Source organism: Micromonospora sp. CA-269861, from assembly GCF_050948505.1.
Classification (GTDB): Bacteria; Actinomycetota; Actinomycetes; order Mycobacteriales; family Micromonosporaceae; genus Micromonospora.
Genome location: NZ_CP192014.1, coordinates 636,188 through 649,895, shown reverse-complemented (window position 1 = coordinate 649,895; position 13,708 = coordinate 636,188). Strand labels below are relative to the sequence as shown.

At 71.4% G+C, this 13,708-nt stretch carries 10 protein-coding genes; 1 reads left to right on the top strand and 9 read right to left on the bottom strand.

Features of this window, described 5'->3' with window-relative positions; translation table 11 throughout:
• Positions 1-313 precede the first annotated feature (313 nt).
• The 8 genes from ACQP0U_RS03035 to ACQP0U_RS03000 form a co-directional block, all read right to left on the bottom strand.
• Positions 314-3,148, bottom strand: coding sequence for a hypothetical protein (locus ACQP0U_RS03035; protein ID WP_433315570.1), 2,835 nt, complete (start codon positions 3,146-3,148; stop codon positions 314-316).
• Positions 3,149-3,304: 156 nt separating this feature from the next.
• A complete protein-coding gene (locus ACQP0U_RS03030) occupies positions 3,305-4,450 on the bottom strand; it encodes an alanine racemase (RefSeq protein WP_433315569.1) in 1,146 nt (381 codons plus the stop codon).
• Entirely contained in the window at positions 4,447-6,045 is a 1,599-nt protein-coding gene (locus ACQP0U_RS03025; protein ID WP_433315567.1) for an IucA/IucC family protein, read from the bottom strand. The genes ACQP0U_RS03030 and ACQP0U_RS03025 overlap by 4 nt, the downstream gene beginning before the upstream one ends.
• Positions 6,042-7,670, bottom strand: coding sequence for an IucA/IucC family protein (locus tag ACQP0U_RS03020; RefSeq protein ID WP_433315565.1), 1,629 nt, complete (start codon positions 7,668-7,670; stop codon positions 6,042-6,044). The genes ACQP0U_RS03025 and ACQP0U_RS03020 overlap by 4 nt, the downstream gene beginning before the upstream one ends.
• A complete protein-coding gene (locus ACQP0U_RS03015; protein WP_433320570.1) occupies positions 7,667-8,836 on the bottom strand; it encodes an ATP-grasp domain-containing protein in 1,170 nt (389 codons plus the stop codon). The genes ACQP0U_RS03020 and ACQP0U_RS03015 overlap by 4 nt, the downstream gene beginning before the upstream one ends.
• A gap of 50 nt (positions 8,837-8,886) precedes the next feature.
• Entirely contained in the window at positions 8,887-10,380 is a 1,494-nt protein-coding gene (locus ACQP0U_RS03010; protein ID WP_433315563.1) for an MFS transporter, read from the bottom strand.
• Positions 10,377-11,648: an MFS transporter gene (locus ACQP0U_RS03005; RefSeq protein WP_433315561.1), complete on the bottom strand. Its 1,272-nt coding sequence runs from the start codon at positions 11,646-11,648 to the stop codon at positions 10,377-10,379. The genes ACQP0U_RS03010 and ACQP0U_RS03005 overlap by 4 nt, the downstream gene beginning before the upstream one ends.
• Positions 11,645-12,355 (bottom strand): siderophore-interacting protein, encoded by a 711-nt coding sequence (locus ACQP0U_RS03000; protein ID WP_433315559.1) that lies wholly within the window; start codon positions 12,353-12,355, stop codon positions 11,645-11,647. The genes ACQP0U_RS03005 and ACQP0U_RS03000 overlap by 4 nt, the downstream gene beginning before the upstream one ends.
• Positions 12,356-12,436: 81 nt before the next feature.
• On the opposite strand from ACQP0U_RS03000, the gene ACQP0U_RS02995 reads away from it, so the two are divergent.
• The gene (locus ACQP0U_RS02995) at positions 12,437-12,997 is read left to right on the top strand and encodes a GNAT family N-acetyltransferase (RefSeq protein WP_433315558.1); all 561 of its coding nucleotides are present in this window, start codon (positions 12,437-12,439) and stop codon (positions 12,995-12,997) included.
• Between the two features lie 29 nt (positions 12,998-13,026).
• Here ACQP0U_RS02995 and ACQP0U_RS02990 read toward each other — a convergent pair whose 3' ends face one another.
• Positions 13,027-13,575: a hypothetical protein gene (locus ACQP0U_RS02990; RefSeq protein WP_433315556.1), complete on the bottom strand. Its 549-nt coding sequence runs from the start codon at positions 13,573-13,575 to the stop codon at positions 13,027-13,029.
• Between the last annotated feature and the right edge of the window lie 133 nt (positions 13,576-13,708).

Genomic DNA, 13,708 nt, shown 5'->3' with positions numbered 1-13,708 from the left:
GGAGTTGGACATGCGACCGGCGCGACATCGTCCGACGACCAACAGTGGTCGCCTGGCATCGACGGGGGCCCGGACTGGTCACCGACCCGGCGAGGAGCGGGAGGGGCGGACCCCTCGGCGCGTGTTCGCCGGCTGGCTCGGGTGACCGGGAGCGTGCCCTTCACTCCCGGATGAAAGATAGCATGTTATCGATAACATTCTGATCCAGATCGGCCTGGCGGCGGGGCAACCATGCGGCGGCAACAGCGACGCCCCGCAGGCGCTCATGGCCTGCGGGGCGTCGCTCGACAGCTGCTGAAGCTGCGTGGGTCGATCAGTCCGACTTCACCACAACGAAGTACCAGACCTCGTCGGTGGTGCTGCCATCAGCCTTGCGGCCCTTGACGACCAGGTAGGTGCCGGTCACCTCGGTCGGCGTCCAGGTGATCGACGCGCGGCCCTCGGCGTTGGCCTCGACCGTCCCAGGGACGCCGCCGATGGTGTACTCGAACGACGTGATCCCGGCCGTACCGCCGCTGAACTCGAACCGGCCCTCGACGCCCACTCCGCCGCCGGGGGTGCTCTGCGGATACTCCTCGGAGAAGACGTACGGCGCGGTGCCGACCTGGAACGGATATTCGGTGATCGGCGAGACCCGGCCGTCCCCGGTGCGGCCCTGCACGGTGAGCTTGTTGAGCCCGTTCCGGTCCGGCACGACCGTGACCAGGGTGTTCCAGCTGTCCCCGATGGGCACTGTCAGTTCCGGGCCGTCGTTGAGCCGGTAGCGGTACTCCACCACCTCGGGAGTCCATGAGGTGCTGAAGCTGAAGTCGCCAGGCACACCGATGCCACCCCTGGGGCTCCACTCGGAGAACTCGCTCCACACCGAGACCCGCGTGTCGCGGACCGGGACCGTCATCGTGCGCTCCGGCGACGTCGTTCCGTCCTGAGCGACACCGGTGACTCTGGCCGAGAACCAGCCGCCTCCGGACTGCGGTGTGAACGAGACGGTCGCCGTGCCATCCGGCCGCGCCGCGACGGTCTGATACTCGCCGAAGTCCAGCGAGTAGCGGAACTCCCTGGTGTCCGGCAGCACCGAGCGGAACGTCAGCGTCATCGGCTGACCTTCCGCACCGCCGTTCGCCGGGTCGATGGTGACCACCGGCGCCTCGAACGGTTGCCAGGTGAAGGTCTTCTCCGGCGACCGGGTGCCATCCGCCAGCAGAGCCTGGACGATCAGCGTGTTGTCACCGGTGTGGGTCGGCGTCACGGTGAACTCAGTGCTGCTCCCGCCGCCGTCGATCGCGACCTCCGGGCCGCCGTCGAACCGATAGGCGAACCTGGTCACGTCCGGCAGCCGGCTGCTGACGTAGAACTCCACCGGCAGGCCGACGCCGTCGATCCGGTCCAGATGTTGAAGCGTCTGCGAGTACAGGTGCGGCACCGGGTCGATGACGTTGAACTGGTGGTACGTCTCCCTCGACTTCTCGCCGTCCGCCCGTACCGACCGCACGACCATGTCGTGCCAGCCTGCGGTCGCCGTCCACGCTACGACCGCGGTCTTGTCCGCGGCCGCCTGGACGGTCTGCGCGACACCGTCCAGAACGTACTCGTAGGCGACGACGTCACTGTTGCGCGGTGTGAACGTGAAAGATCCCGTCTTGCCGGCGATCTGGTCGGTGTCGAAGTTGAACTCGGCCGACTCCACCCCGGGAGCGTCGGTGACATAGACCCGCAGGGTGTCCTGACCGATGAGCTTGTTCTTCACGTAGCTGCTGACGACAACCTCGACCTCGCCGGCCGCGGTGAACGTCAGCTGGCCGGTGGCTCCGCCGTCGACGGCCGGCACCCGGGTCTCCGGCCCACCCTTGATCTGATAGCCGAAGGCGGTCGTCTCGGGCTTCCTCGCGGTGAAGGCGAGTGTGCTCGCAAGTCCGACCCCACCCATTTCGATCTCTACGCTCGGCGCGGTCTCGGCGATGTTGAAGCGGTAGCGCCTCTCCGGCCCCCGGTTGCCCACCGCGTCGACCGAGCTGATGGTCAGCTCCTCGAACCAGTCCCGCTTCGGGGTGTATTCGAGGACCGCCGTGCCGCCCGGCTGCCGCGCCTTGACCTGCCCGCTGTAACCGCTTGAGTCACGCCACGCGAACCCCACCACGTCGAGGTCGCCGCCCGCGTCGAGGCGGAACTTCCCCTTGAGGCCGGTGCCCCCGCCGGGCGTGGTGCCCTCGGGGTAGAGCTTCGAGGCCACGGCCGGCGGGTTCGCCGGTGCCGTCTTGTCCATGACGAGGTAGCAGACCTTGCTCCACGGGCCGGCGTCGTAGTAGTCACGGGCCTGGGCCTGCCAGGCAAGAAGCTCGCCGTCGGCGTACTGACTGAGGTCCGTGCCGTAGTTGTAGCTGGAGAACTCGCGGCGCTGGTCCGGGTGATCGACCGGCCAGATCGCGTAGAGGATCGACGGTGAGTCGCCCTCGTCGGGGTCGTTCACGGTGGCCTTGAACAGGGTCGACGCCCCCGCCGGCGACGGCTTGGTGACAGTGCCGCACGGCCGGGTCGGGCTCTCGAGGCGCGGTTCGGTCACCGTCGGCGGGTGGTTGGACGTGGAGCTCAGCGTCGGCTGCTCAAAGGTTCGGCCGGCCCGCGGGTCCGCCTCCTGGGCTGCCGTGATCCGGTATTCGATGGTGATCGACTTCTCGTGCCGGGCGAGCGCCGCGTTGAGCGTTGACACCATGTCGATGCCCAGGTAGCCGGGGCAGTAGTACGCACCTTGCCCGCGGTTGACGGAGATCAGCTTGTCGAGCTCGGCGGGCGGGTTGTTCCAGGTCGTGCCGGTCTTGACCGGGGCGGTCCGCCACAACTCGATAGTCGCGGCGGTGGAGCAGTCGGTAACTGTGTCCTCGTACGTGTACAGGTACGAGTTGTGCACCACAGTGCCCTTGAGCTGGGTCAGGTCGTAGGTGAAGTAGGAGCGGTAGGTGTGCGCCTTGTTCGCGTCGTCGAGCAGGGTGCCGACGGGTGGCGCGACCGCGGCGTTGACGAACTTCGTCTTGGGACTCTGCGAATCGAGATAGGCCCAGCTCGACAGAGGCAGATTGACCGAGGTGGCGGCGAGGGCCGGCTGGCTGGTGGCCAGAACGACGGCAGCAACACCCACCACGGATGCCAGCATCGCTGATCCGATGCGCTTCATTTGAACGTTTACCTCCACGTGACGGCGCCTTGATCGACACCGTTCCGCGTCATCGTAACGACGGCCGACATCGATTATTGGCCCGGTGATCCAACGTGGAGTTGAACGGCGATTTGTGCGCTCTTTCCACGCGACTCACGCCCGCAGCTCCCGATCCGCCCATTGCGTAGCGATCCCACCCGGATTGCCGGTACGAAAAAGTGGAGGCTCGTGCAGAAGGAAGTCCCGGTGGCTGATGTTCCAGGCGTACGCCCCGGCCATGGCGAACGCCAGCACGTCGCCCACGCCGATCGGCCCCGCGGTGGCCGACCGGGACAGCACGTCCTTCGGGGTGCAGAGTTGCCCGACCACTGTGACCGGCCCGCCGTCGGTGCGGGGGCCACCGCCACCGCGTCGCGGGTGCACGGTGAACGGCTGCGCGTGCCCCTTCGCCGCCGGTGTCCGCAGGTGGTGCGTCCCGCCGGCCACCACCACGAACCACTCGCCGTAGGAGCGCTTCACGTCGATGACCTCGGTGAGGTACGCCCCGCAGTGGGCGGTGACCGACCGGCCCGGCTCGATGCGCAACCGCACGCCCGGGTACCTGTCGAGGACGTCCGCCAGGGCCCGACCGTAGCCCTCCCAGTCGAATCGCGCGGCCGGGTCGGTGTAGTCGACGGTCATGCCCCCGCCGACGTCGACCTCGGCGGCGTCGACTTCGGCCGTTGCCCAGCCGACCACGGCCGCGGCGACCGTCGCGGCGAGCGGTGCGTCCAACCCGCTGGCCAGGTGGGCGTGGATTCCGCGTACGTCGATGCCGGCGGGCGGGCGGCGGGCGCACGCCACGGCGTCGGCCGGGTCCATACCGAACGGGCTGGGCCCACCTCCCATGACCAGGCTCGCGCCCGGCGCGTCGACCGGCAGGTTCACCCGCAGCAGCACCTGGGCCGACCGGCCCGCGGCGGTGGCCAGCGCGCCGAGGCGTGCAAGCTCGGTGGGCGACTCGACGTGGATGCGGTGCACCCCGGCGTTGAGAGCGGCGGCGAGGTCCGCGTCGGTCTTGCCCGGCCCGGCGTACGCGGCCGGCGCCCGTCCCGGCAGCACCTCGGCCAGCCTCCGCAGCTCGCCTTGGCTGGCGGCCTCGAACCCGTCGACGATCGGGGCGAGGGTTCGCAGCACACCGGGATCCGGGTTGGCCTTCACCGCGTAGAGCAGCTCGACAGGCCGGGGCAGCGCCGCCCGGATGGCTCGGGCCTGCCCGGCCAGCGCGTCGAGGTCGTGGACGTAGACCGGTCGGCTCATCGTGGCCCACCCATCGGGTTCGGCACCGGCACGAACGGTGCAGCCCGGTCGGCGTCGCGCCGCCACCTGACCAGCAGGTTCGCCTTGGCCAGCAGCGGCTCCCCGGTCAGCAGCGCGCGCAGCTCGGCCGGGTCACCGAGGTCGGCGGCCACCGCCTCGACGACGGCACGCAGCTCCTGCCACAGCCGCCGTTCGATTCCCGTCCGCGCGTCGGCGAGGGCCCCACTGATCCCACCGAGGTGGTTGACGAACAGGCAGTAGACGATCCGGCGGTAGGCAGCCCGGGGACCGTAGCGGACCTGCGCCGGGACGCCGTCCGGCCAGGTGCCCCACCGGTCGGCGTCCAGCTTCACCCCCTCCAGGTCGCGCAGGAGCATGCGTACCGGGCGGCGGTCCCGGTCGAGCACGACGACCACGTTCTGCAGGTGCGCCTCGTGCACGACGCCGTGGCTGAGCCAGCTACGCAGCACCGCCGGCACCAGCAGGCCGACGTACGCGCGCCACCAGGCCACCGGATCCGGCGTCACAAGCGGCGCGGCGGCCAGCGCCGCCGCCAGCACCGGAGTGTCGCCGGGACGCAGGTGCGGGCGCAGGCCGCCGCGCAGAATCGTCCCGTACGCCTCGTCCGGGCCGGGGACGTCGACGGTGCGGTAGGCGGGCTCGGCGAGCAGCCGCACCCCGTCCGGCAGCGGCACCCGGGCCAGCAGGTCGGTCAGTGCCACCGCTCCGGTGAGTTCGTAGCGCGCGTTCTTGCGCAGGCAGTTGGTGATCCGCACGTGCAGGCTGGTCTTCACGAACAGGTCGGCCTCGGGGGCGTAGAGGGTGCGGACGCTCGCCGTCGGCCGTACCGGCACGCCGGCCGCCCCCAGGTCGCGCAGCCGCGGATGGGTGGGTGGGAGCAGCGACAGCTGCCAGGGGTGCACCGGCAGGACGCGGTGCCCGCGCGGGGGTCTCGGCGGGTCGAGGGCGGCCACGAGCGGATCGAACGGTCCGGCGCCGGCGATCAGATCGTCCGGTACGGCGAGCCAGTGCAGCCGGAACGCCGTGCGCAGCTCCGGCGCGTACGCCCGCCAACGTTCCGGGTCACCGCTGCGCCATTTCGGAGTGGGGTGGTGCGGGTGGCCGAAGACCAGTGACTGCTCGGAGTCGACGTACGCGTCGATGGCGGGCTCACCGGTGGGGGTCGGATCCTCAGCGGGTCGGTCGGCCAGCAGCCGGGCCAGGGTGTCCCGGCTGGCCCGGACCTGCTCGACAAACTCGTCGTTCGCCAGGCCGGTACGGGTGGTGAGTTCCGCCGCGACCAACGCGGCCAACCCGTCGGCGTCCAGGTCTTCCCACCGCCCGTCGCCGGTCCTGCGTTGCACCGGGCCGGTGTAGCGGTGCGCGCCGAGCGGTGAGGCTCGCCTGACGGCGCAGCGCACTGTGACGTCGAGGTGCCGCAGCAGCAGCCGTACGGCACCGCCGACCACTGTCGGGGTGCCGTCCGGCGGGGCCAGCTCACGCAGCAGGCAGCCGAAGACGGCGTGGGCGGCGGCCAGGTCGGCGAGCTGACCGGTGTCGGTGGCCGGCCGGGAGCGCAACTGCGCGCTCGTCATCGTGTCTCCCGGAGGTAGTTCGGGCCGGTACGCAGGTAGTACTTGTTGATGTCGGTGCAGCCCAACCGCTGTTTCGGCAGCAGGGTGCCGGCCGTGAGCATCGCCTTGACGGGCAGTCGGGTGGCGTGCAGAACCCGCTCGGTGAAGGCCCGCACCGCCGGTCCGTCGCCCCACCTGTCGCGGGCGGCGGCGAGCCGGGGCACCAGCGCCTCCGCGGGTGACGGCACGGGCAGCCCGCGGGCGGCCAGGGAGAGCAGGGGAGCGGCCGCGGCCAGGTGCAGGGTGATGGTGATGAACACGTCGGCCAGCTCCTGCGGGTCACGCGCCCACATCCGGTCGTCGTCCAGGACGAGCCCGCTCGGGCCGTCGTGCCGTGGGTCGAGGCGCGCGCCGTCGTTGTCCTTGTAGAGCAGGCCGACAGTGCCGTCCGGGTGCACCAGCAGATGGATGTTCTGCGGGTGCGCCTCCAACGCGATCCCGTGCCGGAGCCAGAGGAAGACGTGCCAGTCGAGCAGCAGGTCCAGGTAGGATTCCAGCAGCCAGCCGGGCCGTTCCGGGCTGATCCGTTCGAGGACCGTCACCGCCACCGGGTCGGCGGCGGCGAGGGCCGCGACCGGCACCACCTGGACGCCGGCCAGGTCACGCGGGAACCGGCGCAGCAGGAAACCCCGTCGCTCGTCGCCGTCGACGTGCGCCCAGGTGCTCTCGTCGGCGTGCCGGATCCGGCCGGCGAAGGTGGGTTCGGTGGTGGCGATCCGGTCGAGCAGCGCGGCGACGGCCGCACCGTCGGCGAGCGAGCCCGGTTGCAGCGTGCGCCGGTTGCGCGCGCCGAGACTCGCGGTCGGCAGCGGCAGTTTGAGATGCAGGTACGGGTCGTGGTCGAGCGCCACGGTCCGCATGGACAGGGTGGGTCGCACCGAGGTCACCGGTAGGTCGGCCACCGGCAGCGCGTCGCGTGCCACAGTGATCGGATGCGCCGGCAGCAGCAGTTGGTCCGGTCGCGGCGCGCGCGGCCACCACGATGGGAGCTCACCAGTGAGCCGAACGTCCTCGGCGGGGGCGGCGTACCAGCGCAGCGCGAAACGCGGCGCGTGCTCCGGGGCGTACCTGAGCAGTTCGTCGTCGCCCAGACCGTGCCGGGCCCTGTCGGTGGGGTAGACGGGGTGGCCGTGGTGGGCGGCGAGCACGTCGTCCAGGAGCGCCGCCGGCAGGCCGGTCGGGGAGATGGCCCGTTCGGCGGCCACCTCGGTGAACACCCGCTGCCGGTTCCGGGCGGCGAGCCGTCGGGCCCGCAGGTCGGCGCGGCACTCGACGCCGAAGTCCCGCCAGCCGGCCTCCGCCTCGGCGTTGTCGCGCGGGGCGAGCAGCGTCAACAGCTCGTCCAGCGTCTCCGTACGCTGCGGGTCGCCGTCGCCGACCACCAGCAGCACCATTGGCGCGGCGCTGCGCAGGGCCTGCTGGAACCCGTCCGCCCGGACCGGAATGCGCAGGAGGCCGACGGGGTGCGGCACCTGCCACCAGTCGGGCCCGTCCGCTCGGCCGGCGCTGACCAGGCCGAGGTGGTCCTCGCGCAGCAGGGCGTCGAGCACCCGGGCGAAGACCTCCCGTTCGCAGTCGTCGCTCACTCGACGATGGTCCACTGGAGGTCGCGGCGGAGGGCGGCCAGCGACTGCCGGACGGCGCCCTCGTCCGGGCCGATCCCGTGCAGCACGGCGAGGTAGTCGCGGTTCGTGCCGGTGTGCTCGGCGGTACGACCCACCTCGCGCAGCGGGTGGCAGCCCAGCCGGACGTCGCCGTGGACGGTGTCGAGCGGGCCCGGTGCGGCGACCAGACGACCGGACCGGTCCGCGCAGATGTACTCGACCTGGGCGTAGCGGTCGACAGTGCCGGGCAGGCCGAGGGCGGCCAGCGGCTCGCCGAGGTGCAGCCGGATGACGTACTCGAACAACGGCACACCGAGCAGGTCGGCGAGGATCAGGTCCATCCGGTCACCGATGAGGCGGTAGTTCACCTCGATGAGCCGGACCCGGCCGTCGGAGATGACGTACTCGGTGTGGCAGGCGCCGAAGCCGACCCCGAGCGCGTCGAGCCGCGCCCGCAGCTGGGTGTGCGCCTGCTCGGCCGGGGGCGACCAGGCGAGGCTCTCCTCGGTGAAGGTCGGTGGTGGGCCGAGACCGGTACGCCAGCCGCCGAGGGAGGCCAGCTCGGTGCCGTCGCCGAGGGTCTCGAAGGTCCGTAGCTCACCGTCGAGGTACTCCTCGACCACCAGGGCCACGTCGGGCCGTCGGCCACGGATCTCGGCGACCCGCGTGACCAGCTCAGCGTGGTCGGCCACCAGGTACGCGTCCTCACTGGCCACCCCCTCGCGGGGCTTGACCACCGCCGGGTACATCCCGTTCGACACCTCAGGCGCGGTGCCGGGGTCGACGGTGACGGTACGTACCAGATCGAGGCCCGCAGCCGCGACTGCCCGGCGGGCCGCGGCCTTGTCCTTGCAGAGACGGGCGGCGTCCGGGTCCTTGCCGGGCAGGCCGAGCTTTCGGGCGGCGATCGCGGTGGCCTCCTGGAGATGGTCGCTGTTGGACAGTAGCGCCACCGGTCGGGTCGGTGCCGCCGCCGCGACAACCGCAGCCGGGTCGCGAACCGCGCACCTCGCCACCCGCACGTCCGCCGGCCACTCGGCGGGCCGGTCGGTCAGCACGGTGGCTGGCAGCCCGAGCGACGCCGCCGCCGGGAGGAACCCGTCCAGAACAGCGTCGGTGGGGTTGAGAGCGGTCAGGTAGAGCCGCATACCGCCTCCGTCGACTACCACGATGTCACGATTAGGGTAGCCTACCCTTATTAGGCGGATATGGTGCGGTCTGCCCGATGCAGCAACCCGGCGGCCACCAGGCCACCGATCAGCACCGCCGCCGCGCCCACCAACTGCCCCGTCTCCAGCGCCGAGGCGAAGGCGACAGTCACCGCCTCCCGTTCGGCCCCTCCGCGGGCGGCGGCGAGAGCCGCGGGAAACGATCCGGCGCCGGCCAGAGCCGCCGGCAGCAGAGCCGCGAACCGGGCGTTCAGCACAGCACCCAGCACCGCGATGCCGAGGCTGCTGCCGACCTCGGTCATGGTGCCGTCGACACCCGCCCCCGCGCCGGCCCTCGCTGCGGGGATCGCGCTCATCACGGCCTCGACGATGGCCGGGTTGGCCAGCGCGCAGCCGACACCCATGACGAGCAGTCCGACCAGCAGCACCCCGTACCCGTCGGACGGGACGAGGGTGACAAGCGCCAGACCAGCCGCGAGCAACGTCATGCCGACCGCGATGGCGATCGCCAGACCGATCCGACGGATCACGCTCGCGACGACGCCGCTGACGTTGAGCAGCACGATGGACAGCGCGAAGGGCGCCATCCGCAGACCTGCCTCCCAGGCGGGATACCCCCGGACGAACTGGAGGTGCTGGGTGAGGAGGAAGAGCGCTCCGGTCGCGCCGAAGGTGATCAGCACGACCCCGGAGATCGCACCGACGAAGCGCCGGTCCCGGAAGAAGCGCATGTCCAGCATCGGGTGCGCGATCCGTCGCTCCCACCGCACGAAGATCCCCAGCAGGAGTACGCCGACAGCCGCCGCCCCGAACACCTCGGTCGACGCCCACCCGCGCTCCGGCCCGGAGATGATCGCCCAGACGACAGCGGTCAGGCCGGCGGTGGAGAGCACCGCGCCGAGCACGTCGAGTCGGCCGCCGGCCGGCCCACGGGACTCGGGGACCAGCGCGCGACCGACGAGCAGGCAGACCAGCACGATCGGCACGTTCATCAGGAAGATCGCGCCCCACGGCAGATGCGCGAGGATCGTGCCGCCGATCGGCGGCCCGACGGCGAAGCCCAACGCGCTGGTGGCAGCCCAGATGCCGATCGCCCGGGAGCGCTCGGCGGCGTCGAAGACCTGCATCGCCACCGCGAGCGTCGCGGTGACCAGCAGCGCGCCACCGACGCCCATGCCGGCCCGCGCGGCGATCAGCTGCCCGCTGGTGCTGGCCAGACCGGCCGCCAGCGAACCGACCCCGAACAGGACCAGCCCGGCGAGCAGCATCCTGCGGCGGCCGTACCTGTCGGCGGCGCTACCGGCGGTGAGCAGCAACCCGGACAGCACCAACGCGTACGCGTTGATCATCCATTGCACCTCGGCGGTGCTGGCACCCAACTCGGTGGTGAGCACCGGCACCGCCACGGTCAGCACAGTGTTGTCCAGCACCACGACCAGCTGCGCTACGCACAGCACGGCCAGAATGAGCCATCGCTGGGGCAGTCGTGTCGAGGTGTCGGTGGCCGGCTGGACGGTGGTCACGCCACCGCCTTGACGCCGTCCACTGCGGGCTGCTCGGTGGGCTGCTCGGCCGTCGGGCCGACGGCCGGGCCGGGCTGGTGCGGGAACCGCCGCTGGTGGGCGAGGCCGAGCGCGACGCCGGCCGCCACCAGCACGATGGCCGCGACAGCGACCGCCGGATAGCCGAACCGGTCGGCCGCCGCGAGACCGATGGACGCCGCCACGAACGAGCAGACCAGGCCGAACGACGACAGCACTGTGAAGTCCGTGCCGCCGGTGTCGGGCCGCGAGTAGTCCATGTTGACCGTGTAGAGCACGACATTGGCGATGGTGTAGGCCACCATGAAGCAGCAGAGCGCGGCGACCGTCCCGCCCAGCGGCGCCCGGCCGTTCATCAGCGGAAGCAGCAGCACTGTCGACACCGTGAGCGCGACACCGCCGACCACGAGCACACCGGCGCGCCCGAACCGCCCGATCCCGAGCCCCGCGACCAGACCCGCCACGATGGCCGGGGCGCTGGTCACCACGCCGGTGACGACGCCGATCCGACCCAACGACCACCCGGCGTCGACCAGAGCCGGGGTGACCAGGGCGTACGCCATTCCCGCGCCGACGTAGACCAGCGGCACCACACCGAAGGTCCACCACCGGCAGCCCGGCTGACCGAACACCGACAGCAGCGCCCGGTAGGCAGTGCCCACCCGTTCCACCCGATCGGTACGGGGAGGCTCCCGGAACCGCCACACCACCAGCAGGCCGACAGCCGTCATCGCGGCCAGCAGGCCGATCGCCGGTGCCCAGCCGAACCTGTCGTAGACCAGGACGCAGGCGCCGCCGCCGAGCAGGTTGCCGAGGTAGCTCGCGGCGACCTGGATGCCGTTGCCGGTGCCCCGGGCCGACTCGGCGAGCATCCGCACCGCGACGGCGTCCACGGCGATGTCCTGGGTGGCCGAGAAGAACACGTACGCGGCGCAGATCGCGATGATCGGGCCGAGCGCGTCGGCCGGGCTGGCGAACGGCAGCAGCGCCAGCAGGGCGAGCACCAGGGCGGTCTGGAGCACGAGCAGCCAGGAGCGGTAGTGGCCGCGGTGCCGCGAACCGTACCTGTCGAGGATCGGTGCCCAGAGGAACTTGATGGGCCAGATCAGGCCGACGATCTGCAACAGCGCCAGCGTGTCCAGCGAGGTGCCGCCGTCGCGCAGGATCGCGGTGAGCCCGACGGTGATGAAGCCGACGCCCAGGTACTGGGTGACGTACAGCGCGGTCAGGGTGCCGAGCCGGCCCTTCATGCCGCTTTCCAGTAACCGAGGGAGGTCAACCGGTCCTTGTCGACACCCAGCGTCTTTCGGATGTGTCGGGTGAGGCCCCGGGTGGTGGCCGCCTCGCAGGCCACCCAGTAGTGGGCCGTGCCGCTGGTCGGCAGGGCGGCGCAGACCGTGTCGACGAGGTGTTGACCCGCGTCGCGCCGCGGCACCCAGGTGACGTCGTGGTGGGTCCGGGCCCGCAGCGCGAGCGCCTTCTCGCCCTCGTGGGCGTACTCCAGCCAGATCGTCGCCGGGATGTCGGCACCGGCGTCGAGCAGGCTGTTCACCGCGGGCAGCGAGGCCGCGTCGCCGACCAGGTAGAGGTGCTCGGGCGCGGGGTCGGGAAGCTCGAACGCACTGCCCTGAACTGTCGCGCCGATGGTGTCGCCGACCTTGGCCGTGGTGGCCCAGCGGGCCGCACAGCCGTCGTGGAGGGCGAATTCGACTGTGAAGCGGCCGGTGGTCGGGTCGGGGTCCACAAGCGTGTACGCGCGCTGGTGCGCCCGGCCGTCGTTGTCGAACCACAGCCGGACCCACATCGTGGGGTGCACCCCGCACGTCTCCAGCAGGCCGCCCCCGTCCAGGAGAAGCCGCTGGTAGTGCCCGTCGATTGACTCGGTGCTCAGGACGGTCAACTGAAAGTCCCGACCTCCCATGGCCTTGAGGACCAGGGCCTCCCAGTTCCGTTTCACGCGCCCCTCCAGGTAAGGTCATCCTTGGTTAGGGGAGGTTAACCTAAGTTGCGCCCCGGATGGAACAGAGGACAGCGCCCGATGACGTACCAGGAGAAGATCGCCGGTCTCGGCGAGTTGTCGTTGGTGACCGTGGATCCCGATCGGGACGCCGCGCTTCTGCACCGTTGGGTGACCCTCCCCCGTAACTCCTTCTGGGGCATGGGTTCCCACACCCTCGAAGAGGTGCGCGAGATCTACGCCTTTGTGGACGGTCTGACCACCCACCACGCGTATCTGATCATGGTCGACGGGGAGCCGGTCGGCCTCTTCCAGAGCTATCAGCCCGAGGCGGACCCGGTCGGCGAGCGCTACAGCGTCCAGCCCGGCGACGTGGGGATGCACCTGCTGCTCAGCCCCGACCGACGCCTCGCCCGCAGCCTCACCAACGCGGTCGGCCCGGCGGTGGCCCGCTTCCTGTTCCTCGACCCGGCCGCGCAGCGGATCGTGGTCGAGCCGGACGTCCGCAACCACCTCGCCCTGCGCCGACTGGAGATCGAGGGCTTCACCTTCGACTCGGAGATCGACATGCCGGACAAGCGGGCCCAACTCGCGTTCCTGACGCGCGCCCGGTTCGCGGCGAGGCACCCGACGTCGGCCTGATCACCGGCGCGGCCGGCGGCCAACGACCGTCAGCTGTTGGCGTTCCAGAAGCCGACGACTGTCGCGGTCCACCAGCCGATCTGCGAGATCGTGGCGGCGGCGACGCCGGGAAGCAGGGCGGACCAGGGCAGGCGGCCCCGCACGGCCACGAGTCGATCCCGCACCCGGCCGAGGAACAGCCCGTTGACGCCGACCACCAGCACCGCGAGCAACTTGACCCAGACCAGCCCGGACGACGTGTCGGGCCCGAGGGCGGCCCCACTGGCGAGCAGACCCACCAGGCCCAGCCAGATGAGCAGGTGCGCGCCGCGTGCCGCGGTCAGCACCGTGCCGAGCGGTTCCCGGCGCAGCAACCAGCGGAGGCTGAACCAGTCCACCGTCAGCACCGCGCCGAAGCCCACCACGAGGCAGGTCAGGTGGCAGAAGAGGGCGACCATTCGCGCACCCGGCGAGAGGGTGACGTGCGGCGCGACGAGGATCGCGAGCAGCCACCCGAGACTGACAGCCAGTATCGAGACGACGACAGCGGCGCGGCCGGCGGCGCGTCGGTGGCCACCGCGCCAACCTGCCGTCGGCACCGAGGCGACCGCTTCGGGCGGCGATGCGCTCCGGGGGCGGCGTGTTCCGAGCCGGGTCGGGCGGACGGTGCCCGACGTGACGGCACGGTGGGCGGGACGGGACGCCCGGAACGGGGGGTGGACGTCGGCGGGA